23 protein-coding genes and 4 pseudogenes are annotated in these 25122 nt (G+C 67.6%); 13 read left to right on the top strand and 14 right to left on the bottom strand.

Annotated features, from left to right (window positions below; all coding sequences use genetic code 11):
- Positions 1 to 168: 168 nt before the first annotated feature.
- From clpB to dnaK, 5 genes are read right to left on the bottom strand one after another with little or no spacing between them, the layout of a single operon-like run.
- Positions 169 to 2808, bottom strand: a complete 2640-nt coding sequence (gene clpB, locus ABZ924_RS27875) for an ATP-dependent chaperone ClpB (RefSeq protein ID WP_361915386.1) — start codon at positions 2806 to 2808, stop codon at positions 169 to 171.
- 6 nt (positions 2809 to 2814) lie between these two features.
- Complete coding sequence (locus ABZ924_RS27880; protein WP_361915389.1) at positions 2815 to 3147, bottom strand: chaperone modulator CbpM; 333 nt, start codon at positions 3145 to 3147, stop codon at positions 2815 to 2817.
- Positions 3148 to 3153: 6 nt separating this feature from the next.
- On the bottom strand, positions 3154 to 4158 hold the full coding sequence (locus ABZ924_RS27885) for a J domain-containing protein (RefSeq protein WP_361915392.1): 1005 nt from the start codon (positions 4156 to 4158) through the stop codon (positions 3154 to 3156).
- Positions 4159 to 4202: 44 nt separating this feature from the next.
- The gene (locus tag ABZ924_RS27890) at positions 4203 to 4865 is read right to left on the bottom strand and encodes a nucleotide exchange factor GrpE (RefSeq protein WP_361915394.1); all 663 of its coding nucleotides are present in this window, start codon (positions 4863 to 4865) and stop codon (positions 4203 to 4205) included.
- Positions 4866 to 4925: 60 nt separating this feature from the next.
- Positions 4926 to 6851 carry a molecular chaperone DnaK gene (gene dnaK, locus ABZ924_RS27895; protein ID WP_361915397.1) on the bottom strand — a complete coding sequence of 642 codons (1926 nt, stop codon included), beginning with the start codon at positions 6849 to 6851 and terminating at the stop codon, positions 4926 to 4928.
- Positions 6852 to 7106: 255 nt separating this feature from the next.
- Between dnaK and ABZ924_RS27900 the strand changes: the two genes are divergently transcribed.
- Positions 7107 to 7535, top strand: a complete 429-nt coding sequence (locus tag ABZ924_RS27900) for an Hsp20/alpha crystallin family protein (protein WP_361915399.1) — start codon at positions 7107 to 7109, stop codon at positions 7533 to 7535.
- Positions 7536 to 7625: 90 nt separating this feature from the next.
- On the opposite strand, the gene ABZ924_RS27905 is transcribed toward ABZ924_RS27900, so the two are convergent.
- Entirely contained in the window at positions 7626 to 7973 is a 348-nt protein-coding gene (locus ABZ924_RS27905) for a hypothetical protein (RefSeq protein ID WP_361915402.1), read from the bottom strand.
- A gap of 104 nt (positions 7974 to 8077) precedes the next feature.
- On the bottom strand, positions 8078 to 8440 hold the full coding sequence (locus ABZ924_RS27910) for a DUF5335 family protein (RefSeq protein WP_361915405.1): 363 nt from the start codon (positions 8438 to 8440) through the stop codon (positions 8078 to 8080).
- Between the two features lie 562 nt (positions 8441 to 9002).
- Between ABZ924_RS27910 and ABZ924_RS27915 the strand changes: the two genes are divergently transcribed.
- Both ABZ924_RS27915 and ABZ924_RS27920 read left to right on the top strand, forming a co-directional pair.
- Entirely contained in the window at positions 9003 to 9995 is a 993-nt protein-coding gene (locus ABZ924_RS27915; protein WP_361915408.1) for an alpha/beta fold hydrolase, read from the top strand.
- Positions 9996 to 10061: 66 nt separating this feature from the next.
- A complete protein-coding gene (locus ABZ924_RS27920) occupies positions 10062 to 10520 on the top strand; it encodes an Hsp20/alpha crystallin family protein (protein WP_361915411.1) in 459 nt (152 codons plus the stop codon).
- A 47-nt stretch (positions 10521 to 10567) separates the two neighbouring features.
- On the opposite strand, the pseudogene trxA reads toward ABZ924_RS27920, so the two are convergent.
- Positions 10568 to 11022, bottom strand: a pseudogene (gene trxA, locus ABZ924_RS27925) (thioredoxin).
- A 142-nt stretch (positions 11023 to 11164) separates the two neighbouring features.
- Here trxA and ABZ924_RS27930 point away from each other — a divergent pair.
- Positions 11165 to 11314 (top strand): hypothetical protein, encoded by a 150-nt coding sequence (locus ABZ924_RS27930; protein ID WP_361915414.1) that lies wholly within the window; start codon positions 11165 to 11167, stop codon positions 11312 to 11314.
- A gap of 51 nt (positions 11315 to 11365) precedes the next feature.
- Here ABZ924_RS27930 and ABZ924_RS27935 read toward each other — a convergent pair whose 3' ends face one another.
- The 3 genes and pseudogenes from ABZ924_RS27935 to ABZ924_RS27945 all read right to left on the bottom strand — a co-directional run bounded on the left by ABZ924_RS27935 (position 11366) and on the right by ABZ924_RS27945 (position 12828).
- Positions 11366 to 12142, bottom strand: coding sequence for an Hsp20/alpha crystallin family protein (locus ABZ924_RS27935; RefSeq protein WP_361915417.1), 777 nt, complete (start codon positions 12140 to 12142; stop codon positions 11366 to 11368).
- 54 nt (positions 12143 to 12196) lie between these two features.
- A pseudogene (locus tag ABZ924_RS27940) lies at positions 12197 to 12368 on the bottom strand (stage II sporulation protein E); the annotation flags it as partial.
- Positions 12369 to 12417: 49 nt separating this feature from the next.
- The gene (locus ABZ924_RS27945; protein ID WP_361915420.1) at positions 12418 to 12828 is read right to left on the bottom strand and encodes a Rid family hydrolase; all 411 of its coding nucleotides are present in this window, start codon (positions 12826 to 12828) and stop codon (positions 12418 to 12420) included.
- Between the two features lie 139 nt (positions 12829 to 12967).
- On the opposite strand from ABZ924_RS27945, the pseudogene ABZ924_RS27950 reads away from it, so the two are divergent.
- From ABZ924_RS27950 to ABZ924_RS27960, 3 genes and pseudogenes are all read left to right on the top strand, one after another.
- Positions 12968 to 13177 (top strand): annotated as a pseudogene (locus ABZ924_RS27950) (hypothetical protein); the annotation flags it as partial.
- 480 nt (positions 13178 to 13657) lie between these two features.
- Complete coding sequence (locus tag ABZ924_RS27955) at positions 13658 to 14092, top strand: DUF4259 domain-containing protein (protein WP_361915423.1); 435 nt, start codon at positions 13658 to 13660, stop codon at positions 14090 to 14092.
- A gap of 174 nt (positions 14093 to 14266) precedes the next feature.
- Entirely contained in the window at positions 14267 to 14908 is a 642-nt protein-coding gene (locus ABZ924_RS27960) for a hypothetical protein (protein ID WP_361915426.1), read from the top strand.
- On the opposite strand, the gene ABZ924_RS27965 is transcribed toward ABZ924_RS27960, so the two are convergent.
- Positions 14901 to 15089 carry a hypothetical protein gene (locus tag ABZ924_RS27965; protein ID WP_361915429.1) on the bottom strand — a complete coding sequence of 63 codons (189 nt, stop codon included), beginning with the start codon at positions 15087 to 15089 and terminating at the stop codon, positions 14901 to 14903. The genes ABZ924_RS27960 and ABZ924_RS27965 overlap by 8 nt on opposite strands.
- A gap of 704 nt (positions 15090 to 15793) precedes the next feature.
- Between ABZ924_RS27965 and ABZ924_RS27970 the strand changes: the two are divergent.
- The 4 genes and pseudogenes from ABZ924_RS27970 to ABZ924_RS27985 all read left to right on the top strand — a co-directional run.
- A pseudogene (locus tag ABZ924_RS27970) lies at positions 15794 to 16158 on the top strand (transposase); the annotation flags it as partial.
- A 64-nt stretch (positions 16159 to 16222) separates the two neighbouring features.
- Positions 16223 to 16744, top strand: a complete 522-nt coding sequence (locus ABZ924_RS27975) for a hypothetical protein (protein ID WP_361915432.1) — start codon at positions 16223 to 16225, stop codon at positions 16742 to 16744.
- A 495-nt stretch (positions 16745 to 17239) separates the two neighbouring features.
- Entirely contained in the window at positions 17240 to 18334 is a 1095-nt protein-coding gene (locus ABZ924_RS27980; protein ID WP_361915449.1) for a pentapeptide repeat-containing protein, read from the top strand.
- A 245-nt stretch (positions 18335 to 18579) separates the two neighbouring features.
- Positions 18580 to 19182: an HD domain-containing protein gene (locus ABZ924_RS27985; RefSeq protein WP_361915435.1), complete on the top strand. Its 603-nt coding sequence runs from the start codon at positions 18580 to 18582 to the stop codon at positions 19180 to 19182.
- 697 nt (positions 19183 to 19879) lie between these two features.
- On the opposite strand, the gene ABZ924_RS27990 is transcribed toward ABZ924_RS27985, so the two are convergent.
- Entirely contained in the window at positions 19880 to 20680 is an 801-nt protein-coding gene (locus ABZ924_RS27990; RefSeq protein ID WP_361915438.1) for a hypothetical protein, read from the bottom strand.
- A 100-nt stretch (positions 20681 to 20780) separates the two neighbouring features.
- Between ABZ924_RS27990 and ABZ924_RS27995 the strand changes: the two genes are divergently transcribed.
- The gene (locus tag ABZ924_RS27995; RefSeq protein ID WP_361915440.1) at positions 20781 to 20963 is read left to right on the top strand and encodes a hypothetical protein; all 183 of its coding nucleotides are present in this window, start codon (positions 20781 to 20783) and stop codon (positions 20961 to 20963) included.
- Positions 20964 to 21153: 190 nt separating this feature from the next.
- On the opposite strand, the gene ABZ924_RS28000 is transcribed toward ABZ924_RS27995, so the two are convergent.
- On the bottom strand, positions 21154 to 24378 hold the full coding sequence (locus ABZ924_RS28000; RefSeq protein ID WP_361915443.1) for an NACHT domain-containing protein: 3225 nt from the start codon (positions 24376 to 24378) through the stop codon (positions 21154 to 21156).
- Positions 24379 to 24908: 530 nt separating this feature from the next.
- On the opposite strand from ABZ924_RS28000, the gene ABZ924_RS28005 reads away from it, so the two are divergent.
- Positions 24909 to 25122, top strand: a 214-nt coding sequence (locus ABZ924_RS28005; RefSeq protein WP_361915446.1) for a hypothetical protein, incomplete at its 3' end; no start/stop codon positions are given.

Raw genomic sequence — 25122 nt, forward strand, 5'->3', positions numbered from 1 at the left:
TCGTCCTCGCCGGCTCCAGTACAAGGGGCTCGTCCGCCACCTCAGCGATCCATGTCAACAGCACCACAGCAGTATCAGCGCCCGGTGCCCGTCCAGCGTCTGCTCGCGCGCCACCCCGCCCGCACCGCGGACAGACCCGGCATCGGCTCCACCGGTGCGGCGCCCAGCTCACCCCGTGGTCGCTGGCGTGGCCTGCTGCGCGGGGGTGGTGTCGATGATCAACTGGCCGTCCCTGGCGTCGGCGGTGATGGTCGAACCGTCGGGGATGTCACCGGCGAGCAGGGCGCGTCCGATGCGGGTCTCGACGTCGCGTTGGATGAACCGCCGCAGGGGCCGGGCTCCGTACACGGGGTCGAATCCCTCGGCCGCGATGTGACGGCGGGCGGCTTCGGTCAGGCGCAGCTCGAGGCGGCGGTCTGCGAGCCGGTGGCGCAGGTCTTCGGTCAGCAGGTCCACGACCCGTTCGATCTCCGGGAGCGTCAGCGGCTTGAAGAGGACCACGTCATCGACTCGGTTGAGGAATTCGGGCCGGAAGTGGGCGCGCAGTTCGGCCATGACGGCGGCCCGCGCTTCCTCCTTGATCTCGCCGTCCGGTGTGACCCCTTCGAGCAGGTACTGCGATCCGATGTTGCTGGTCATCACCACCACGGTGTTGCGGAAGTCGACGGTGTGGCCCTGCGCGTCGGTCAGGCGCCCGTCGTCCAGTAGCTGGAGCAGGGTGTTGAAGACGTCGGCGTGGGCCTTCTCCACCTCGTCGAGCAGCACCACGGAGTACGGCTTGCGGCGCACGGCCTCGGTGAGCTGGCCGCCTTCTTCGTAACCGACATATCCGGGCGGGGCTCCCATCAGGCGGCTCACCGTGTGCCGTTCCTGGTACTCGCTCATGTCGAGGCGGATCATGTTGTCCTCGGTGTCGAACAGCGCGGCCGCCAGCGTGCGGGCCAGTTCGGTCTTGCCGACTCCGGTGGGGCCGAGGAACAGGAACGACCCGATGGGCCTGCGGGGGTCCTTGACCCCGGAGCGGGCGCGGATGACGGCGTCCGCCACGAGCTGGACGGCCTCGTCCTGGCCTATGACCCTCTCGTGGAGGATCTCGTCCAGACGCAGCAGTTTCTGCCGTTCGCCCTCCAGCAGGCGGCTGACGGGGATGCCGGTCCAGCGGGCGACGATGGAGGCGATCTCGTCCTCCGTGACCACCTCGCGCAGCAGCCGTCGGCCACCTTGCTTGGCGGCGAGCTGTTCCTCCTCCGCCTGGAGCCGCCGTTCGAGATCGGGCAGCCGGCCGTGGCGCAGTTCGGCGGCGCGGTTGAGGTCGTAGGACCGCTCCGCCTCTTCGGCCTCGTACCGTACGTGTTCGAGCTCCTCGCGCAGCGTCTGGACCTTGCGCAGGGCCTGGCGCTCGGCCTCCCATTGGGCGCGCAGGGCGTCGGCCTCGGCGCGGGCGTCGGCGAGTTCCTTGCGCAGCTCGGAGAGGCGGGCCCGGCTGGCGGGGTCGTCCTCCTTGGCGAGGGCGGCGTCCTCGATCTCCAGGCGGCGCACCCGACGGGTGAGCTCGTCGAGCTCCGCCGGCATGGAGTCGATCTCGGTGCGGAGCATGGCGCACGCCTCGTCGACGAGGTCGATGGCCTTGTCGGGCAGGAAGCGGTCGGAGATGTAGCGGTGGGACAGGGTGACCGCGGCGACCAACGCGCTGTCTTGGATCTTTACGCCGTGGAAGACCTCCAGGCGCTCGCGCAGGCCGCGCAGGATGGAGACGGCGTCCTCCTCGCTCGGTTCGTCGATCATCACCGGCTGGAAGCGGCGCTCCAGCGCGGCGTCCTTCTCCACGTGCTTGCGGTACTCGTCCAGGGTGGTGGCGCCGATCATGTGCAGCTCACCGCGTGCGAGGAGCGGCTTGAGCATGTTCCCGGCGTCCATGGCGCCCTCGGCCGCCCCGGCGCCGACGACGGTGTGCAACTCGTCGACGAACAGCAGGATGCGGCCCTCGCCCGCGGTGACCTCGTGGAGGACGGCCTTGAGCCGCTCCTCGAACTCGCCGCGGTACTTCGCGCCCGCGACCAGCGAGCCCATGTCGAGGGCGAAGACGGTCTTGTCCCGCAGGCCCTCCGGCACGTCGCCGTGCGCGATGCGCTGCGCGAGCCCTTCGGCGATGGCCGTCTTGCCGACGCCCGGGTCGCCGATCAGCACCGGATTGTTCTTGGTCTTGCGGGACAGGATCTGCACGACTCTGCGGATCTCGGTGTCCCGCCCGATGACCGGGTCGAGCTTGCCGGTACGGGCCTCGGCCACCAGGTCGCGTCCGTACTTCTCCAGTGCCTCGTACGTGACCTCGGGCATCGCGGAGGTCACCCGCTGGTTGCCGCGCACCGAGGTGAGCGCGTCCAGGAACGTCTCGCGGCTGATGCCCTGTTCATGCAGGATGCGCCCGGCCTGGCTGCCGGAGCCCTCCTCCAGCAGCGCCAGCAGCAGGTGCTCGACGGAGACGTATTCGTCCTTGAGCCGCTTCGCCTCCTGCTCGGCGGCGTCCAGCAGCCGGGCCAGTCGCTGGGTGACGTACACCTGGCCGGGACCGGCCCCGGGGCCCGACACGCTGGGCCGGCGGCCGAGCTCGGCCTCCACGGCGGCGCGCGCCCGGTCCGGGTCGGCGCCGGCGGCGGTGAGGAGGCGGGGGATCAGGCCCTCGCCCTGGTCGAGCAGGGCGAGCAGGAGGTGTTCACCGTCGACCTCCACGTGGCCGAAGCGCAGCGCCTTGGTCTGGGCGTCCTGCAGCGCCTCCTGGGACCTCTGCGTGAGCCGGTTCATGTCCACGGGGGTTCACCTCCTCGGCATGCGGGGGTGCCGCCCGGCCAAGGCGGCTTCGAGTTCCTCGATACGGTCCAGCAGGTCGAGTACGACCCCGAGGGCGGCGTAGTTCAGGCCCAGGCCCGTACGCAGCCGGTGGATGCGGGCCACCCTCATCAACTGCGCCGTGCCGAACCACAACCGGCCGTCAAGGTCGGTGTCGGGATCGAGGAGACCGAGCGTGACGTAGCGGCGTACCAGCTCCGGGTGAAGGCCGGTGGCAGCGGCGAATTCCTCGATCGTGACGCCGGCACGGTAGGTGGCGGCCACGCGGGCGAGTGGGTAGGGGCTCCTGTTCTGCGCCACGTGTGCTCATCCCCTTCCGCTGCGGTTTCGGGGGTCGAATCCGGACTCCTTGGCGAGACGCTGGAACAGGTCCCGTTCCGTCGGCGTCGGCTCGGCCGGAACGACGATCTTCACCTCGGCGTAGAGGTCGCCTGGCTGGCCGCGCCGGTTCGGCATGCCGCGTCCGCGCAGCCGAAGTTTGCGCCCGCTGGAGGAGCCCGGCGGCAGGTCCACCCTGGCGGTGCCGCCGGGGGTGTCCACGGGGACGGACGCGCCGAGCGCGGCCTCCCACGGTGTGACGGGGAGGTCGACGGTGATGTCGCGCCCCTCCACGCGATAGCGGGGGTGCGGCGCCAGCCGCACGACCAGGAACAGGTCACCGGGCGGACCGCCACCGCTGCCCGTGCCGCCCTGGCCCGCGAGGCGGATGCGCTGCCCGTCCGTGACGCCGGGCGGGATGTTCACCTCGTAACTGCGCGGGCCGGCCGAGGTGTCGAGCGTGATGCGCCGACGGCCTCCGGCGTAGGCGTCCTCCACGCTGAGGCTGATCTCGGCCTCCTGGTCGGCGCCCGGCATGCGGCCGTAACCGCCCCGGCCCGCACCGCCGCCGCCGAAGAGGCCGCCGAAGAGGTCCTCGAAGCCCACACCGCCGGCACCGCCAGCACCACCGAAGCCACCGAAGCCACCGAAGCCACCGAAATCGCCTCCGCCGAAGCCCGGACCGCCGCCGGTGTCCACGTACACCCGTCGGCCGCCACCCGGCCCGAAGGGGCCGCCGGCTCCGGCCGTCGACTCCTCGCGGGCCTGTCGCCAGGCCGGTCCGAACCGGTCGTAGCGGGCGCGGCTGTCCGGGTCGGAGAGCGCCTCGTACGCCTCACTGATCTCCTTGAACCGCTCCTCGGCTCCGGGATCCTTGTTGAGGTCGGGGTGCCAGCGCCGGGCGAGGTTGCGATAGGCGCGCTGGATCTCCTCGGCGCTCGCGCCCCGGGCCACACCGAGTACCTCGTAGTAGTCACGGTTCGAGTTCGCCATCGACTACTCCACCGATCCCTGTCGTCGTCCTTCCACCTCGCCGCTCACTCCTGCGGTTTGGCCGCCACCGACACCACCGCCGGGCGGAGCAGGCCCCGGTCGCTGTCGTATCCGGCCCGCAGCACCTGAACGACGTTGCCCGGCGCGGCACCCGGCTCCTCGCGGACCTGCGCGGCCTCGTGGACGGCGGGGTCGAAGGGCTCCCCGATGTCGGCGATCCGCCGGTAGCCGAGCTGTGCCAGGAGCGCGTGCGCCTGCTGGCACACCGCCTCCACCCCCGGGATGACCGCCTTCGGATCGGCGGCGGCGTGCTGCAGGGCGAGCTCCAAGTGGTCCACGACCGGCAGCCACGCTGCGGTCACCCGGTCCTGCTCGGCACGGCGTACTTCGTCCATCTGCCGCTCGTAGCGTTTGCGGAGGTTCTCCGTCTCCGCCACCGCCCGCTGCCAGCGGTCTCGCAGGTCTTCCACGTCCAGCTCGGGGAGCACGGGCGCTTCGCGGCCGGCGGCCGGGCGGTCGGTGGAGGACGGGCGGTCGCTGTCGGACGGCTCGCTGCCCTCCGGAACCTCGGCGGGGGTGTGTGGGGTCGCTGCGGCCGCCGCTGCGTCCTCGGCACGGGACGCTGCCTGTGTGGTGCCGCTGCCGACCGCTTCCTCCCCCGCCCGGTCTTCCGCAGGGCGCGTGCGCTCTGGCCTTTCGTGGCTCATGGTCACCTCACCCGTCCCCTCGTCTCCGACCGCGTCGTCTGTTTCCGGATGCGCCGTGTGTCAGTCGGGCCGGAACTCCGCGTCGATCACGTCGTCCCCGCCGCCTGCGCCCGCCGGTCCGCCACCGGGTCCGCCCTGGGGCCCCGGCCCGGCAGCACCACCACCAGCGGCACCGGCACCACCGGGACCACCCGCGCCGGCGGCCGCCAGCCCGTGCAGGACCTGCTGGAGATCTCCGGTCAGGGACCGCACCCGGTCCAGCGGAGCCTCTCCCTTGACGGCCTGCCGCGCATCGGCGACCAGCGTCTCGGCCCGCGCCTTGTCGTGTACGGCGACGGCGTCGCCCAGCTCGCCGAGCCGCCGCTCCACCTGGTACGCGACGCTGTCGAGCTCGTTGCGGGCCTCGACCTGCTCGCGGATACGGGTGTCCTCGGCCCGGTTGCGCTCGGCGTCCTGGACCATCCGCTGCACCTCGGACTCGTCCAGGGTGCCGCTGCCGGAGACGGTGATGCTCTGCTCGGCACCGGTGTCCTTGTCCTTGGCGGAGACGTTCAGGATTCCGTTGGCGTCGATGTCGAACGTCACCTCGATCTGCGGCACGCCCCGGGGCGCGGGACGGATGTTGTCCAGCCGTACCCGGCCCAGGACGCGGTTGTCCGCGGCCCGCTCGCGTTCGCCCTGCAGGACGACGACGTCGACGGCGGGCTGGTTGTCATCGGCGGTGGTGAACACCTCGCTGCGCCGGGTCGGAATGGTCGTGTTGCGCTCGATCAGCTTGGTCATCAGCCCGCCGAGCGTCTCCACACCCAGCGACAGCGGCGTCACGTCCAGCAGCAGAACGTCCTTGACCTCACCCTGGAGCACCGCTGCCTGGACGGCCGCACCGAGGGCGACGACCTCGTCCGGGTTGACGGACATGTTCGGGTCCTTGCCGCCGGTCAGCCGGCGCACCAGCGTCTGCACCGCCGGGATCCGGGTCGAGCCGCCCACCAGGATGACCTCGTCCAGGTCGTCGGCGGTGACCTTGCCGTCTGCCATCGCCTGCTTCACGGGGCCCATGCACCGCTCGACCAGGTCTGCGGTGATCTGCTCGAAGGTCGCCCGCGTCACGGTCGTGGTCAGGTGCTTGGGGCCGGAGGCGTCCGCGGTGACGAAGGGCAGGCTGATCTGGGTCTGGGCCGCGCTGGACAGTTCCACCTTCGCCTTCTCCGCCGCCTCGTAGAGGCGCTGCAGGGCCTGCGGGTCGCGTCTCAGGTCGATTCCGTTCAGGCGCTGGAAGTCCTCGGCCAGGTGGTCCACCAGGCGGCGGTCGAAGTCGTCACCACCCAGGTGGGTGTCGCCGGCGGTGGAGCGGACCTCCACCACGCCGTCGCCGACGTCCAGGATGCTGACGTCGAAGGTCCCGCCGCCGAGGTCGAAGACGAGAACGGTCTCGTGCTTCTTCTTGTCCAGCCCGTAGGCGAGTGCGGCCGCGGTCGGCTCGTTGACGATCCGCAGCACTTCCAGTCCGGCGATGCGGCCGGCGTCCTTGGTGGCCTGCCGTTGGGCGTCGTTGAAGTACGCCGGAACCGTGATCACCGCCTGGGTGATCTTCTCCCCGAGCTGCTTGGCGGCATCATCGACGAGCTTGCGGAGCACGGCGGCGGAGATCTCCTCGGGGGCGTACGACTTCCCCCGTACCGAGAAGCGCGCCGCGTCGTCCGGGCCCGCGACCACTTCGTAGGAGACCTGCTCGGCCTCCGTGGTGATCTCGTTGAAGCGCCGACCGACGAACCGCTTCGCCGAATAGACAGTGCCACCGGGATTCAGTACGGCCTGGCGCCGCGCCATCTGCCCCACGAGACGCTCGCCGGTGTCGCTGAACGCCACCACCGACGGGGTCGTGCGCCCGCCCTCGGCGTTGGTGATCACCCTGGGCTGGCCGCCCTCGTAGACGGCGATCACCGAGTTCGTCGTACCCAGATCGATACCCACAGCCTTCGCCATGGCGATCCCTCCACGCTGAAGTGCCTGATGTCCCCCAGCCGCGTCTATGGTCCGCAGCGCGGCACAAGCGGCTCCTGCCCTGACACTCAAGAGCCAACCACTCGCCCGAGGGACTCCCTTCCACCCTCGGTGCACACATCTACCGTGATAAAACTTGAGCGTAGTCCTGTCAAGAATCTGGCAAGGGCGTATATAAGAACTGTCGGAACGAATCCGACTGAAAGAGATGGAAAGGCACAGAGGAGGTGTGATCACATGCTGATGCGGACCGATCCCTTCCGTGAACTGGACCGACTCAGCCAGCAGCTCTTCAAGGGCGCACAGCGCCCTGCGGCGATGGCGATGGATGCCTGGCGCGAGGACGGCTCGGTCTGGGTCAAGTTCGACCTTCCCGGTGTCGACCCGGACTCGGTGGACGTGAACGTCGAGAAGGATGTGCTGACCGTCCAGGCCGAACGGAAGCCGGAGATCAAGGAAGGAGCCGAGGCGCTGATCTCCGAGCGACCGATCGGCACATTCACCCGGCAGCTGTTCCTCGGCGAGACACTGGACACCGAGCACATCGAGGCCACGTACGACGCCGGCGTACTGAGCCTGCGCATCCCGGTGACCGAGCAGGCCAAGCCGCGCAAGATCGAAATCAGCACCGGCAGCAACCGCACAGAGCTGCAGTCGCAGCCGTAAGGGAGCCGGAGTGCCTACCGGGCCGGGGTCACTCCTGATCGGTCCTGCGGCCGCCCACATCAGGCAGCAGGACCGGTGCACTCGGAGCACTCAATCCTCGAACGTGATCAAATGCGCCGCGCCGGTGTGGCGCAGGATCTCACGCGCCTGCTCGCGGGCACCCCGGACGTGCACGACCACGTCCGGCGAGGACGTCATCAACAGGGGCCTGACGAGGGCGTACGCGCAGATTGCATCCAGCCGTTCTGCCTCACTGAGGTCGAACACCCACTCGCTCACATCCCGCAGGGCCGGGTCGAGCATCACCTCCTCGATCTCTCTGGCCGCCGTACCGGTCACCTCTCCGCGGAGTGCGAGTTGAACGCCTCTCCCGTCGATGGCTACGACGCGGACGTGTCGCTTGTCAGACCCTTTCGGGCCTCCCACATGAGCAGCCATGTGATCTCCCTACCAGGGCGACTCGAAGCGGCTCCGGATCACCCGGCGCTCCCGACGCACCTGAGTCGACAGCCAACCCATCGGCTGGTCGGGCGGCCTCGGGTTCAGGACCCTGTGCCGGATGCGACCGGGAAGAAGCTGATCAAGGTCGCGGTGCCCTCCTGGTCGAGCACCTGAACGGCCGCCTCAGGGACGCCCGCCGTCGCGACGTCGACCTCCTTCGGATGCTGCACCATGTGCCGCAGCACGACGGGGTATCGCGACGACTGCCCACCGACGGCGACGATCACCACGTCGTCCTTCGGGTCGTAGCTGAGGTAGGAGAAGGGCAGTCGCTCCGCCTCGTACTGGTGGCCGATCTCCGGGTCCAGCACTTCAATGCTGACGCGTTCGCCGGCATGGGCTTCGGTGAGCTCGTCGAGCGCGGTCGTCCAGCGGCTGCGGTCGAGCAAGGGCGTCTCGGCCATGGCGTCGATCCTCCTTACGCGCTGCTTGTATCCGGTCGATCGATTCCTCAAAGTCCGGCGGTCATGCGCTCCGCGTCGGAGCCTCTGCGGCAGGTGGCGCGGTGGCCGGCCGGCGTCCATGTCGCGCTGATTCCGAGGCCGCCGGAGAAGCCGGCGCCCCCAACAACCCGTTCATCCGTCCGCGGAGATCTTCGACCCATGGGCGTGACACGCGACCGTGTGGGTCCGGAAGTCCCCCAGACCCGGGCCTTCAATCTCATAATCTCCACCGATACAGCCCATATTCCTGCACCAAGACTGCCGCCCCCAGTGAGGGGACCGAGGGACTGCCATGCAGTACGACGGCTTTCCGGCCCGCGTCCGCGAGCGCGTTGGAGTCGCGTGCGGAAGGGCCACCACTCCCCTGGCGCTGAGTGATGCGGCGGTGGATCAGCCGACGGCTGTTGGCGCGCGGGTGGGGGCGGGGCGCGGCCCGAGCCAGGAATTGACATGAGTTGGCTCATGTTTTTTATAGGTATCCGCATAAAGGTGTCCCGGTGACGTCTCCTGCGGGAGGTGGGCGATGACTACTGTGGCCTTCTCATCCCCAGCCGCAGCGTGGAACCGAAGGGCCTCGCAGGCTCGGGCACCAGGCGGCCCCACGAACGAGCGAACAGGTATTCCGGATACGGCACACCGAGCCTGGTTCGTGGAGGGGCGGCCTGCGGGCTTCGCCCCGGTCACCGTGGCGTACGAGCGACATGGCCAAGGACTGGGCGAGCCCCTTGTGCTGTTGCACGGTGCCGGACACCACCGGCGCGCATGGGATCCCGTACTGCCGACCCTCAGCGAGGCGCACGAGACGATCGCCTTGGACCTACCGGGCTTCGGAGAGTCACCCGACTTGCACCCTTCGCTGTCACGTGATCTGACGACGACCGTGGCATGGATGGAGTCGGTGTTCGCAAGCCTCGGGATCGAGCGACCCCACCTGGTGGCTCACTCGCTGGGAGGTTTGATCGCGCTACGGCTGGCCCAGGCCGGGCTCGCGCGCACGGTGACCGCCATCGCGCCGGCCGGATTCTGGACGGAGGCCGAGCGACGGTACGCGTACGCCGTGCTGATCATGGCCCGACAGGGTGCACGACTGCTTCCGCAGACTGGCAAGGTACCCGTTCCGCCCGAGTCCCTGAGCCCGCCCAATGCCCTCAACGGCCGGCTCGTGCCCCGGGGGACCGAGGCGCTGATCGCGGAACTGTGCACGCTTCGGCAGGCGGCCGCCTTCAAGGAGACACTGCGCGCCGGACGGGCACCGCACCTGTTCTCAGGGGACATCCCGGGCGCGCCGGTCACGATCGGATGGGGCAGCCGCGACCGGCTGCTGCCGCCCTGGCAGGCCCAGCGGGTCAAGGCCGCCATTCCCGGTGCACGACTGGTGACGCTGCCGGGTTGCGGCCACGTCCCGATGGCCGACGCTCCCGAACTGGTCGCCCGGGTGCTGTTGGAGGCAACGAGTCCGCCCCCCGCTGATGCCTCCTCCCGCAACTTCTGGCGTGGCACGAGGGACTTTGGATAATCGAGGCAGCGAAGTACTGCAGCGGTTCGCTGTCGGACGAGCAGCCTGAGGAGAGGGTGATCGGCCATGACAGTTCCTGTTCACCGTGAGGGCTCAACTCGGCGGGATCTTCTCCGGGAGTTCCAAGACGTCACTGACCGCATGGGCCGGCTGTGGGCAGCGGCCGTTCCCGGAGGCGGGGGGCTGGTGCCCGAGCATCCCTGGGAGCCGGCGAACGATGTCGAGGAGACCGATGACTCCTACGTGATCGAGCTCGATCTGCCAGGCCTGCGCAGGGATCAGATAACCGTCGAGGTTCTCGACTCGGAGCTCGCTGTCCACGGGGAGGTCAAGGAGAAGGAGCGTGTCGGTGTCCTTCGGCAGCAGACTCGAAGGATCGGACAGTTCGACTACCGGATGAGCTTGCCTGCCGACGCTGACACCGAGCACATCAGCGCGGAGCTGACCCACGGGGTGCTCACCGTGCGCGTCCCCAGGACCAGGATGCAGAAGGCGCAGCCCCGCCGCATCGAAATCACCGGCTGACCCGGAAATAGGGCATCGGGGCGCGCCAGAACCACCATATGGGCAGGTCAGGGGTCCGTTGCTGATTGCCTTGTGGGCATGGCTTGCTCCACCCAGGCGCGAAGTGCCGGTGCGGGTGCGGCGCCGGTCGTGCGGGCGACGACCTTTCCGCGGTCGAGGATCAGAAGGGTGGGGACGGCCTGGATGGCGAAGCGGGCCCTGAGCTGTGGGCTGCGGTCGATGTCGACCTTGACGAGTTTGATGCGGCCCGCCAGTTCTGTGGCGACCTGCCCCAAGGCGGGACTGACCATGCGGCAGGGCCCGCACCACGCGGCCCACAGGTCGACCAGGACGTACGGCGGCGCCTGCTCGGCGACCTCGGCGAAGCATCGTCCGTGGCATGGGCGATCCAGGGCAGCGGCGCCCTCCATGCGCCGCACCGCGGACGTCCGTCGCCGGCGGCGGGCACCCTGTTCCGACGCCCGCACGCAGGACACCCGAGGACTTCACTGCGCAGAGTCACATGGCCTCCTCGTGGGCATGGCACGGCCGCGGGACCTTGCCGGTTGCGGCAGTGCGCTTTGTCCACCTATCGGAAGGGCGTTGCGACAGACACCGCCGCCGCACACACTGAGCCGACCCGCTCCCACAGGAAAGGCTCCATCATGGGCGAGCACGTACACGTCCGCCTCCAGGACGGCATGGACGTCTCAGCGGCCGGTGAACTGGTCGAGACCTACCACTGCCGTTGTGGCGACACCTGGACCAAGATCTACCAGGTCGAGGGCGGCCAAGCGGACGGACTGCCCGGCTGAAGCCCCGCCGACCAGTCCGCCTTGTGACGCGGGTCGTTCCCGACCGACGGACTACCCCACGTCGCCCGTGAGACCTTGGCCCTGCGTGCCCGTGCTTCCCTCAGCCGATTGGGTCCCCGTCGTGCCCGTGGCACCGGGGGCCGCCTCGGCTCCTCGCATGCCCTCGGTGCCGCCGCCGGCCTCGAGGCCTTGACCCTGAGACTGGCCCCGGCCCTGTGCTTGGCCGGCCTCAATACTCTTGGAGCCCTGGCTCCGAAGCTCGATCTTGTGCCGCCTGCCTTCGGCCGTCTTGGGGATACGAAGGGTGAGCAGGCCGTCACTGAGGTCCGCGTCGCACTCGTCCGCGTTCACCGTGTCCGGCAGGCTGGTGCGGTAGAAGAACTTCCCCGTTCTGCGGGACAGGACCTTGCCCTGATGTTCCTCGGAGACCTCGCCGGAGATGCTCAGCTCGTTCCCGTCGACCTCGATGTTCACGTTCTCGGCCGGAACACCCGGCAGCTCCATCCGCACGACGTACGCGTCGTCGGTCTCCTCTTCCTCCGCCATCGGAAGCCAGCGACCGCCTTCACCGGGGGCCGGAACCGCTGCCTGCTCCAGCAGCCGCCCCATCTCACCCCACATGTTCGCGAAATCCCGGAACGGGTCCATCGACCCCCACGCCGGACGCAGCCGCTCGGACAGGCCGCCGCCACGTCGAATCGGAAGCACCATCATCAACACCTCCATGTCGTCGGTGCCGGAAGCGAACAGAAGCCAGTGGGCAACACGCTCCCGCTGACAGGCGACTGTCCGCCGCACCGCCCGATAAACCGGTACCAACTCGCGCAATTGGGTACAGCCAGCTTCGGGACGCCGCTGCAGGGATTGGCTAGGGGGAAAGGGTCAGGCGACTGGTGGGGCGTGATGGCTGCCGTGCCATTCGCAGAGCAGGACGGTCGCGTCGTCGCCGAGCTGTCCCTCGTGGTGGGCGGAGCACAGCACGGACCAGGCGGCGCAGGGTTTCCGGCACAGGGAGGGCGTCGGCCTGATGGCGGATGATGAAGTCGACGAACTGCGCCGGCCGACCCGGCCTCAAGGGCCTACGACAAGAAGATCAACGGGCCTCACGAATCGAGTACGGCGGCGACGGCCTCGATCTCGACGAGCTGGTCCTCATAGCCCAGCACAGTGACGCCCATCAAAGTGCTGGGGACATCATGGTCAGCGAACGAGTCCCGGACCACCTCCCAGGCAGCCACCAAATCTTCCCGACGCGCCGATGCCACGAGAACCCTCGTACTGATGACGTCCTGGAGGGTCGCGCCGGCGGCAGTGAGAGCAGCCTGCATGTTCTCGACGGCTTTCAGCGCCTGACCTGCGTAGTCCCCGATCGCTGCCGTCGAGCCGTCGTCGTTCAGTGGACACGCCCCGGCGAGGAAGATCAGGCGCGACTCGGCCGGCGCTGTGGCTGCGTAAGCGTACTCGGCGACGTCGGACAGGGAAGCGGAGCGGATCAGAGTGATGGCACGAGCCACGGCCGTTGGGTCCTTTCCCATCGAGTGGTGAGCCCGGACATCCTGCCAACGGCGCGTTGGCGCCGTCTTCCCTTTTTCTCGCCGCCCCACGGCAACGCCATCATTTCTGGTCGACACACGCGAAGCGCGTGATCACCAACTGACTCCGGAACCCGTCGAGAACCGCTGTTCCTGGAGATCAACGAAGCCAGACATCCCGCCCGGGCCAGTCAGCGTCGTCGGCGACTTCAACGACTGGCAGCCCGGCGTGCACACCCTCAAAGCTCGCAAGGACGGCAAACGCGCGGTCACCGTCCAACTGCCCGCCGAGAGCGTGCACTCCTTCCGCTACCTGGCGGCCGAGGACTACGCGGCCCCGGCCGCGATCATCCGCGCCGCCTACGCACTGGCCACCGCCGGCGCCGTCACCCAAGGATGTTGCCGGGGTGGATCCTCACCCCCCCGGATGTCCTTGAGGAGAAGGAGCGACTGAAGCTGAAGTCCGTTCTGACACATTGGCGCCGGGCACGTCCGTTCCTTCGGGGAGCCGCTCGTACAACTCCAGCGAAAAGTGTTCCCCGAGTGGATCGCGGCAGTTCGGGCCGACGACCTCCCGGCATGCATACATTCTTCAACGGCCTCGAACGTGACCTCGCGGCCGTCACTGCCGGCCTGGCCCTGCCCCGAAGCTCGGTGTCGTAGAAGGCCATGTCAACCCCATCAAATGATCAAGCGGCAGATCTACGGACGAGCCGGCTTCAAGCTTCTACTCAAGCGGGCACTGCTCGCCGCCTGACCTCGTTGTCAGCGGCCAATGCGACGATCCCCAGGCAGCCAGGCGAGGAGAGACATGGGTACGTGGGACATCGGCCCCTTCGACAACGACACCGCCGCCGACTTCGCCGGCGACCTGGACGAGGCGACCATGGAAGAACGCGAGCCAATGATCCGCAGAGTCCTCAAGCTCGCCGCCGACCCTGCCGACTACTTGGTCACCCCCGACGCCGAGCGAGCAGTGGCCGCAGCAGCTTTGGTAGTCGCACAGCATCCTGACGGCGAGCCCGCGTGCTCGAACTACGGCCCATCGGAGCCGCTGCCGTTGTTGCCTGCGGACCTTCGAACACTTGCCCTCGACGCCCTGGACCGAGTGGTCGCTGAGCGGTCTGAAGTCGCCGAGCTGTGGGACGAGGCTGCAGACGGGGGGCGGAGGTGGCGCCAAGACCTCGCCCGCCTCCGCGATGTCCTCGACCCTCCGACCCCGCCACAGGAGGAAGCACTCTTCTAGGTCTAAAACGGTTGCTTTACCGGCACGGGCCACAGGACCTGAGCCAGAACCCAAGTCGGTTCCGGTCCAACTTCTGTGGAGCGGTAACGCTCAGTGTTGTTGATTGCCTCTGTGCATGGTTACGGGCCACGACGACCAAGGGGGGTGTCGGTGTGACGGTCGATAATGCCGGTCATGGCAGATCGCAGTCCGGTCCACCGGATCATCACCTCGGCGGCACGGGATTCCCTGAAGCCGCTTGGCCTGGCCCAACGCGGGCGGTCGCGGCTGTGGATCGATGATCACGAATGGTGGCTCGGGGTTGTGGAATTCACTCCGCCACGGACCGTCGGCAGTGGTCTGTACGTCGGTGCGATGTGGCTGTGGCACGACGTGGACCACCTGGCCTTCCATGTAGACGCAGTCCGGACCGGCCCCGAGCTGTTTCGCACCGAGGAGCAGTTCACGCTGGTGGCAGTCGAACTCAGCCGGCAAGCGGCTGCGAACGTGACCGCGCTGAGGGAGAAGTTCCCGGCTCTGCCGGACGTCGCCCGATACCTGACTTCGAGGCCGGTGCGGCGGGGATTCCTCTGGGACAGCTTCGACGCCGGGATCACAGCCGCTCTGGTCGGGGACCCGGACACGGCCCGCGATCACTTCGAGAGAGTCCTTCGAGAGGATCCGCTGGCCCCGTGGATGGTCGAAGCCCAGGAGAAGGTGCGTGAGCTTCACACGATCGCGGCAGATCGCGACGCCGTGACGGCCTGGGTCACCCAGGCCGTCAACTCATGCCGGAGCAAGCTGGGCCTGGATCCTGTGCCGCTCGCGATCAGTTGAATGCAGTGGTGCCGAGAGGCCTGGGCCTCCAGGCGGTGACGTGCCCCTCGGGGCCGGCGGCCAGGACGTCGGCCTGCCAGCCTGCATGGGCTGCCACCGCCTCCAGGCTGACGTGGTGCCCGGCTGCGCGCGCGGCGTCTGCCAGGGCCCCGTAGTCGACCGAAAAGGCAGTGAGCTGCATGAGACGACTTCTTCCGGCATGGCAAGCAACCTACCCATTCGCGCTGGTGGCCCCAGCGAGGTGCGGGCTCGCGGCCTCTCAGGCTCAGGCACGAGCCCGGGCGCGCAGGTCCAGGGCCCGTGTTGATCACAAGGGTGCCCGGCAGGTAGGTGACCGCTGTGGCCGCCGCCGTCCTCGACCGCCTCCTCCATCACCGACTCGCAGCCATCGGACGAGGCCGGCACGACGCAGCCCGACAGCATGCCGGCGATGCAGTCTGCCGCAGCGGCCTGCATCTACCCGGGCGGGCGGTGACTACAGGCGGCGGCCGAGCGGGCGTTGCGAACCGCCGACGTGCCTCTGAGGACCGCGAACTCGTTCGGCCCCTGCACGAGGCGGCATGAGCCGGTGCCCTGATCGACAAGGATTGGCCAGTTTCCGCCGACTCGGATCGGACGCCCTTCCTCGTCCTTTGCGGTGGGGTGCCAGGTGAAGCCGAACATCCCTGTGACCGCCGGAGTCGCCCACAGGCTGAGCTCAAAGGCCCACTCATCCCAGCGCTCGGTCAGGCCACGACCGAACTCCTCCGCAAGGCGCCTGGCCTCACTCTCCTCCAAAGACCCCCTCCTACGGCGTTCAATCCCACAGGCAGACCCTACGAGAAGGATTCGACCTGGCGCACGTATCTTCCTACTTGGCGGAGCACTCAGAGGAGTACGCCGACAGGGGCAGAGTTCATCGCCTGCGCTGGCGGTGACATGGACGCCTTCGGAAGCTCGGGGCGACTTGCCGGGGTCGCCGGCCTCGCTCCGGTCCCACGGGATTCGGGTCGCATCAGGGGCAACATGGGCAGACCACAACGACACCGCTACCACCGTCGGCTCCTGCGCGTCTTCTCCCTCTCCGCCCAGATCGCCGCCCGCTTCTGCCCCACGTCCAAGACCTTCTACGACCGCAAGCGAGCCGAAGGCAGGAGCCACAAACAGGCAGTCCTTGCCTCGCTCGCCGCCGCCTCGACGTTCTGTGGGCGCTCATGCGCGTCCAACGCCCCTGGACAGCCCAACCAGCGGGCCTGACCAGCGCGGCATAACGCCGGCCGACCCGGTCAAGGTAGGTTGATCACCAGTTGGCCGGAGGTCGTGGGAGGAGTTGCTGTGACAGAGATCCGGGTCCCGGGTCCTGAGCCCGACTGGCAGCCGGCTACACAGCCGCCCTACGACACCGGCAGGAATCCCGCCTACCAGTACAGCGTCTGGGAGCACTCCGCCCCGCTGTTCCGGATGATCGGAGTGCTGGCGTTGCCGGTGCAGCCCGTGGCCCAGCGGCTACGTCTGCACGTGGAGCGGTCGTGGGACGGGCTGGACGAACTCGACGTCGTTCTGTTCCGGCTGAAGGGTTTCAGCTTCGCGATCAGCAAGCACGACGGCAATCCGGTCGGCGTCTCGTATGTCTGGCTCACCCAGCCGCACGAGCAAGCAGACAAGGCCCTGGACACCCTCCTGGAGGTAGTCGGGATCGGGGAGGACGCCGTCGCATTCCGCGGAGACGCTCACGAGGACCCAGCAGAGCGGGCCGCCACGGCGCAGGATGCTGGCAATCTTGATGAAGTCACAGACGTCAGCATGCCGACCTCTCTTTGGGCAAGGTTCCGGCGTGCCATTGGCAGGACCCAGTAAGCACTTCGACGCTTGACAACGGTCATTGGGGGGATCCTTACCGGTGTGCAAGACCGCGGGTGCGGCGCACGAGCACCCGCCGACGCGTTCCCACATCGAGCCGCCCTGGACCCCAACGACACCTGAACAACGTGCTGCTGATCGAGGGGAACGGCCGCAGGGCCGCCGTGTGGGCCCCCGAGCCGGCCGAGGCGCCCTGGACCAAGCCGACACCCAGCCGGACCCCTGGCGACGGCACTCCCTTGACCGTCACAGTCTCTCCCTTACCGCAGCTACAGTCCGCCGTCGGTGGGTTTCGCCCACGCAACGACTGCGTGGCGGACCTCCTGACTCCTGCTCGTGCTGTGACATAACCATGTGCCGAGGAAGCATGACCTTCAACGGTTGCGTATTGCCGCACAACGCTGGGCGGCCCGCAAGACGAATCATGGCCCCCGCCGGCCAGTGCAGGAAGCGGGCGGCAGCCGACATCCCCGCGGGGGTCTGGTGGCCTCGATGCTGCCCGGCGTGGCTGCCCTGGCAGCGGTGCTGTTCAGCTGGATTCAGGTAGGCCAGGTCAGCAAAGAGCTACGCATCTCCGATGAGGGACAAATCACCAACCGGTTTAACACCGCGATCGGTCACCTTGGAGCCTCATCGATGCACGTGCGGATCGGCGGCATCTACGCCCTCAATCGCATCGTGCAGGACTCTCAACGTGACAATCCCGCTGTCACCTCAGTGCTCTCCGCCTACATCCGCGAGGAAGCTCCGCTGGCTACCAAGAAGCCCGCGCAATCAGAGAAGTATCTCGCTCCTCCCGACGACGTGTCTGCGGCACTCGCCGTCCTTGCCAACCGCCCCGAATCACCCTGGCCAAGCATTGCAAATCTGAGGAACGTGAACCTCCGCGGGCTTGAAACCCCATCCGTACCCCTCCTCAGCGGCTCGAATGCAAGGAATTTTCGGAAGGCAGACCTGTCCGGCTCCGACCTGCACGACTCCAAACTCGACGAGTTCGATTTCGAGGAAGCGGATTTCAGCAGTGCAGACTTTTCCGATGCCTGGCTGACGCGCTCCGATCTACACAATACCACTGCCATGTTCGCGAACTTCACGAATGCGACTTTTGTCGGCTCCGACCTGTCCGGGACAAGAATGGACAGCGCGAACCTAACAGGCGCATTTTTCAGTGAGGCCGCTGGAAAAATGTGGGTAGGGAAAGGCAGCTCAGAGCACACTGTGGGAAGCGCCAACCTCACCGCCGCCATTCTTCCGGGGGTAAACTTCACCCGCGCGGATCTGCGCGGCGTGAACCTCAAAAAGGCGTGGCTGGGCGGAGCCAACTTCACCGACGCGAACCTCACCGGAGCCAACCTCCAGGGCGCGACCCTTGCCGACGACACAAAAAGATACGGAACTGGAGTCACTAGGCTGACTCGTATCTCTCTCGTTTCCGCTGATCTACGCAATGCGGACCTACGCGGCGCCGACTTGCGTAATGCCGACCTGCGCGGCGCCGACCTGCGCGGCGCCAAATTGGCCGGGGCACGCATCAAAGGCGCCAAGATCGACAAGCACACGCGCGGCTTGCCCGCGTCAACTGTCTGACGGCCACCATCGCCTGGCGCGGCGAAGGCCCAAAGAGCTGGGCCAAATCATCCGTAGCCGGCCAAGAACGCCGGCTCGGGGCAGACCGAGGCGGCGTCCAGGAGATCACCCGACCGCCAGCACCTGAGCGGGGGAAGACGGCCCAGGGGTACTGCTTCCCAATGCAGCAGTCAAGCGGCCGCGACCTGGGGCCTGTCTTCGGAGCTTGCCTGACCTGCACACCAGGAACCAGTACTGTCACCAGGATGACTTCAATACGTTCCGACGTCCTGTCGCGGGCCCTTGACGCCCCAGCGGAGCCGTCCCTGAGACCGCTGCCGCCCATCGTGGCGGAACTGCTGCGCTCGCTTGCGGCTCCGCCCCGTTTGGCGGCGCACCTGCGCGCGGTCCACGACGTCGCGGTCGAGCTGGCCGACTGGGTGGCAGACCGGTACCCGGACCTGGCCGTGGACCACGACGCCGTTCTCTTCGGTGCGGCAACCCATGACGTGGGCAAGACCCTGCACCCCGAGGAGCTCTCCGGGCCGGGATCGGCTCACGAGGCAGCCGGCCGGGATCTCCTTCTGGAGCACGGCTTCGCACCCGGCCTGACCAGGTTCGCCGCCACCCACGCGAGCTGGAACGGCCCCGACGTGACGATCGAGGACCTTCTCGTCAGCACGGCCGACAAGGTCTGGAAGGACAAACGCGTCCCCGACCTGGAGGACAGGCTCGTACAGGCGCTGGCCGCCGCCACGGGGCGCGAGCCCTGGGAGGAGTACCTCGCCCTCGACGACCTCCTCACCCGCATCGGCGCGGACGCCGCCCATCGACTGGCCTTCCAGGCGTCCTTCCCCGTCGACCAGTGACCCGTCCACACCCGGCCCCCATCGCTGGGAGCTATCTCCAGGCCGGCGCCGCCCCGCCCGGCGCGAGGGACGGGTGGCGGGTGCGGCCGGGCCGGGCGGCAGATCGCCACCTGGACCGAATCGCCTTCAGACGGCGTCGCCGTAGATCGGCGAGGCGGTTGACGGTGCGCGTGGACAGCGGCAGACGGCACTGGTAGACAAGCGCGTAGGTGTCCTCGGCGCGCCCTCGGGTATGCGTCACACAATTCCAACAGCAGCCAGGGGCACCCTGGTAACGGCCGTGCCGAGCCGCTCCGAGTGGCGGTGTTGCTGGTCACAGGCGGGTGGTGAACCGGCCGTCGGGCAGTTTGCGGAGGCAGCCGTGGTCGACGAGTCTGACCAGCTTGCTGCGTAGCGGTTCCAGCTTGGCCTTCACGCTGACGTCCACCCCACTACCTCGCCGACCTCGTGGGACATGACCGGCCCGGCGGCCTGCCATGTTCGGCGACGGCAAGCTCGTCCCGCTCGGCCCGCACTTCCGCCAGTTGTTTGGCCAGTTGTTCTTCGAGTTCGTCCAGTTCCGCGCGCCTGCGGTGATCCGTTCCAGCAGCTCGGGATCCAGCATGCACCGGATCGTAGAGGGCCGTCCGGCTCCAGCGGGCAGTAACTGGGATGTGCTCGCGCTCCACGCTGGGAAAGGAGCCAAGGCGGCTCGTTATCAGTGTGCCCAGGGCAGACGAACCGCCTCGATTTCAGAGTCGTTCAGCAATGCGTTGATGAGGGCTGGGGGACCGGCGATCTTGGTGGCCCATAGGTCGTAATCGGTGCACAGGACCCAAGAGCGGTCATCGGCCCAGAGATTGGATGGGCTGAAGTCTGCTTCGGACAGGTCGTACAGGACCTCGGCATCGCCGAGTCGACCCGCACGCACGTGGAGGTTGCCGAAGTCGACCGCTCCGAGCATCAGCGGGTTGTAGTAGGCCAAGCAGCGGGTGTCGGGGCCCGCGGGACTGCAGTGGGTGAGGATGGCGATCAGCCGGCTCCAGGTCTCACGGTCCAGACTTCCTTCGGTCGGCGGGACCGCGCCCAGCGGCCAGCTGCCCTCCTTCTTGGCTGAGGGAAAGCAGCGATAGGAGGGCATCAGCCCGTCAGGCACGATTGGGTCGCCCGTCCGCCGGGCAAGCTCGGTCCAGCGCAGCCGCCGCCAGCCGGGTCCGGGGTGCCGGGCGCGGCCCAGACCTCCTCCCGTAGTGATGCTCACGGCGTCGAGATCGATGCCCCTCACGATGTGGGGCTGGGTGCTCCCGTCGGCAAGACGTGCCTGGTGGTACTCGTGGTACGACACGTCGGCCGGCCCCTGCTCGTGCTCGTACATGGCGTTGAGCACCCACACTGCGTCAGGCAGCGCCGGAGGCATGAACCCGGTTAGGCCGTCGCCGCACAGCTCCAGCAGCCAGTCGGTGGCGCCGGACGGCACGAGCGGCCACAGGCAAGACATCGGGTTCGGTTCCTCGGACATCCACTCATGGTCCCAGGTACGCATCCGCCCTTCTGCAAGGGGCGACATAACGCCGCCCCGAACCCGCCGCCCAAGCCCGTTTCCAGGTAGCGACTTCAGGTTGGCGGAGGCTCACTGGACCGCCCACCCCCAGCGCAGCCGCGACAGCACCCTGCGCCACCCCACCCCAGACGCCTATCTCCTCCTCGCCCTGAACACCTACCGCGTGGTGTTCACCCGCGGCACCCACACCACGCTCATCCACAGCACCGACCCCGACACCCACCAGTTCGTCACTGCCTGACCAACCGCCACGCCCGAGGCTGACCGAACGCAGGGCCTACGCCGGCCGGGTGTGAGGCCTCTGCCTGACGGCAACGGCGGTCGCGCCCGCCGCGGCAAAACCCTGCCCCTCCTCCCGCCCCTCCGCGGGCGCGGCCACTGCCCACCAACCAGCGTGGTGGTGACGCAGATGCCGGCGCAGTGGTCGGCCATCACCCCCGCCCATCGGGCCGACGCCACCATCCGGCCGACCGGCCGACCCCTGTACCGGCGGCGACCTGCGTGACCGACGGCGTCCGGGTCCGTTCTGCCATCGCCGTCCAAAACCGGCTGAGCTCACGGTCGGTCATACCCTGCCAGCCTGCCCTCGTACGCTGAAAGGTGCGCCTCTTCAGCAGAGCCTGCTGCTGCTGACAGAAAGGTTCGCGCAGTTCGGCGCTTGGCCGCGCCCCCTTCGCCGGGTACGGGCACAACTCGAACTGGCAGCTACGCAGGCAGGTCGTTCCCGGTTCGGCCGTGCCCGGCATGCCCACCGTACGTTCGGGATGGAGGGCCGTGCGGTCCTTCGTGAGGCAGGGCGGCAGAGTTGTGCGGTTCGTGCGCTCCAGCCGGTCGTCGACCATTGATCCGTCGCCTTCTGTGAGGTTCAACAGGAGCAGAATGTCGGCTAGGAGCTGCTGGGCGCGCGGATTCAAGGTGCTCCACCCGACGGACGGCGGAATCCAGAGGTTGTGCTTGCGATGGAGGGTCGGATCGGCGGGCCGTGAGCCGATGTTGGCCATGGTCCCTCTCTCGTCGATCCAGATGAACCGCTCGGGACGCCGGGTCTCCAGGGCAAGCGCCGCGAGGTCTCCGGTCTCGGCAACGAAGGGGTGCAGCCGCTTTGCTCCCACCGTCAACTCGTCCGCGGGCCGATCGCCGGGGGCCTGCTCACTGCCTGCCATGCCGAGCCAGCGTTCCACAGCCTGCAGCGGGTCGAGGCCGGCCCGGCGGCCGCCCTCGGCGCCCTCCAGCCCGTCGTCGGGGCCGTCCGGCAGCTCCCACAGGCACAGCGCGTGGATGAGGGTGAGCTGGGAGTACCAGTAGCGTGCGTGCGTCAGCAAGTGCTCCGCCCGTTCTATCAGGTACTCGCGCGCCTCGTTGGAGGTTGCAGGATGCCGCCTTCGCCGGTTCGCCGCGCCCTTGAAGCCCTGGGCGAGGGCGATCTCCAGCGAGATGGGCAGATCCGCGCGCCCCGTAGCGGGGTTCGCCGTGAGGTGTTGCAGCCAGAGGTCCATGCGCTCCCGGGCCTGGCTGGACCGCTCGTCGCCCACCGAGCCCACGATCATGGGAACGAGCCAGGCCCTGGTGACGAACTCGCGCCAGATCTGGACTGCAGTATGCGCCTCCCGCTCGACCCTGTCCCATTTCTCGGGAGGGCCGATTTTCTTCTCACGTTCCGTGCTTGCCTTGTATTTTTGGGCCTCCATAGCTGTTTTGTACTGTTCCCATGGGTCGTATATCTTGGCGTCGGAAGTCTTCTTACGCTTCGGCCATGGAAATAGCCTGCGCAGCGCGTCGAATGCATTATCCCCGCCTGCGCCGATCTCCTGGGCAATGGCCAGCCTGACGGGATAGCTGTCCTCGATCCAACTGATCCTCATCATGTCGCTGTAAGCAGGTTTGATCCACCTCTGGGGGTCCCTCTTATTCGAGTGATCGAGCCAGCGAGCCATCTCGCCGAAGGTGTGCACCAGCCGCAGCTTTGCAGCGGTGAGCGTTCTCGGATCGCCATCGATGATCTCCGGCCATCGCCGCAGGATCGTTTTGGCGAGCCGGACGTGGGCCGAATCTTTGGCCTCGCCGGTGTCAATTTCCAACGCTGCGGCAAACAGATCGAGGGCCTTGTCGTCCCGGCGCTCCCGAGCTGCCTTGACCAGCAGCCCAATGTTGGCGCGCTGCGGGGTCTCCCTATTACGGCGGGAGCGCAGCACCAAGGCGATGAGAAGCTCACGACCGGGTTCGGCGAGTGCCGTTCCCAGGTCAGCCGCGGGGTCCTGCTGTACGGCGTCGAGGAAGAAGGATCCCAGATAGGCCTGCAGAATGCTGTGCGGAAATCTCACCTTGAAGCTCTGCGCCTCCACCAGTCCGAGTTGTTCACCCCACGCCGCATAGCGCGACAAGGCGGTGCGCCAGCAGGAGTCATCCTCGTCCCTTGGCAGGCCTCTGACGCTCCGGCGCAGCTCGCCGAGGACGGCCGGATAGCGGATCTCAATCCGCCTACCGCTGTCGCCGTTCCAGCTGATCAGTTCTTCGAATTTGACCTCCAGTCTGTCATTGAGCAGTCCGATACAAGCCAGCGCCGAAATGACCGAAACCGTTTCCTTCCGCTGCTCTTTCGAAATGTCGAACTGGGCCTGGAGGTGGCCGTCGACTAGCGCCTTCATCCAAGAATCCAGGAGATTCAAGCGAATTTCCGCCCGGTCGCCGCCTCGGGTGTTTATCTGGTCCCAGTCCTTGGAGTTCTCGAAATGCTCCAGAAGCTGGTGCTGCCGTAGCTGACGGGCGATTTGGAGGTACAGCGGCGACTCGGCGACCGCAGCCGTCTCTACGATCCAGTCCAGCCTCCGGTTGTCCGCGCCGGGCTCCCGCTGCGTCAAGTACCCAAGCGCAGCCTCCTCGCTGAGCGGTTCGAGGTCGATGACGGCCGCCTGGGTGCATTCGAGTGCCGCGTGCGGACGCGAGGCGATCACCAGCGGAAGCCTCTGTTTTTTGGCCTGGCCGATCGCGCGGCGGATCACGCTGTCCCGGTTCGCCTGTTTCTCGTCGTCGCAGAACGCTTCCTCGAGCCCGTCGGCAATGACCACGGCTCTGTCTTCCATGCAGAGCTGCCGCCACACCCGCTCGGCCTGGGCTCTGGATATCACGCCGGGATCCACTTCGTCACAGAAGCGCTTTTTGGCCAGCTCGGCGAAATTCAGGTCGTCACCGTCGAGGTCGATGCGCCGGAGGTGAATCGGGACGGGAACTGCCCCGTTCTGGGCCAGCACTTGAGTGAGCTGCACAAGCACGGCCGTCTTCCCGCTTCCGATACCACCCACGAGCACGTACGGTCGGCGGCGGCGCCTGTCCCGCAAGGCCTGCGCGATGACGGAGCACAGCTCCTGTCGGCCGACGACCTCGTCCACGATCGTCCCGGCCGTGGGCACCAGCTGCCGAGGGTTCCTTCGCGCGGTTCGCCCGATCGGCCGGATCGTCTTCCAGTGCCGAATGCCCAAAAAGACAGCCGTGCTCAGAGAGAGAACGAGAAAGGGCGTGATGTAGCCTATGACCACGTCGCAGGACTGGTCGGTATGGCGGCAGGCGTTCTCGACGAACCCGGGCTTTCCGTCGATGATCACATTGACAGCCGCGAATAGCCAGCCCAGGAACAGGACCGTTCCGATCCAGGAGAGCACTTTTACATAGTTTCCGGGCGTCCATCTCCCGCGCCATTTCCGGGGACTTGACACTCGCTTCCGAGCCTCGCGGCGGACGCGTCGCATTCGCAACGCCCGGCTCATATGGGCTCTCAGCCGAGAACAGTAGCGCCTTCCACGAACGAAGCGCGGCTCACCCGGAGGCCGAAACTTCCCCTCAGGATGCCGGATGACCTGATTCATGGGGGTCTATCCCTTACTTACACCTGGCTGATACCTTCCGCCCATAGCCACGGGGGATAATAGCCCGGTCGGGTCGACCGGGCGACGGGCCAACGTGGCTGGGGGGCCGCCTATTTTCGGCCGGAAAGCCATGCTGAGCTCATTGCACGACCGTTGATTCCGGATTCTCGCGATACAAACCCGCTGCTAGGGTTTTAGCTCGCGCCAGCCTTTTCACGGAAAGCGGTGAACCCGCCACCCATATCACCACGGACCAGGTTCAGCTTGCAGGAATCCCGCCACCGCCACACCCAGCGGAATTTCACCGATTCTTCGCAACTTGCACTATGCGACTGCCGCCCCCGGGAAAGAGCCTTCACTTCCACGCTAAAGCTTCTCTTTGGGGGCTGCACGTCGAGGCCAGCGTCGAGCTGCCAGTGCAGTACGGACGCATGCCTGTTCCCTTAGAGGCCATCTCATTTGGGTGGTTGGGTAGGCTGTCGGTCGTGGTGGGGATTGTTGAGCGGCTGGTGCCGGACGAGTTGTGGGAGTTGTTCCAGC

The organism is Streptomyces sp. NPDC046876 (genome assembly GCF_040645035.1).
In the GTDB taxonomy this organism is placed as follows: domain Bacteria; phylum Actinomycetota; class Actinomycetes; order Streptomycetales; family Streptomycetaceae; genus Streptomyces.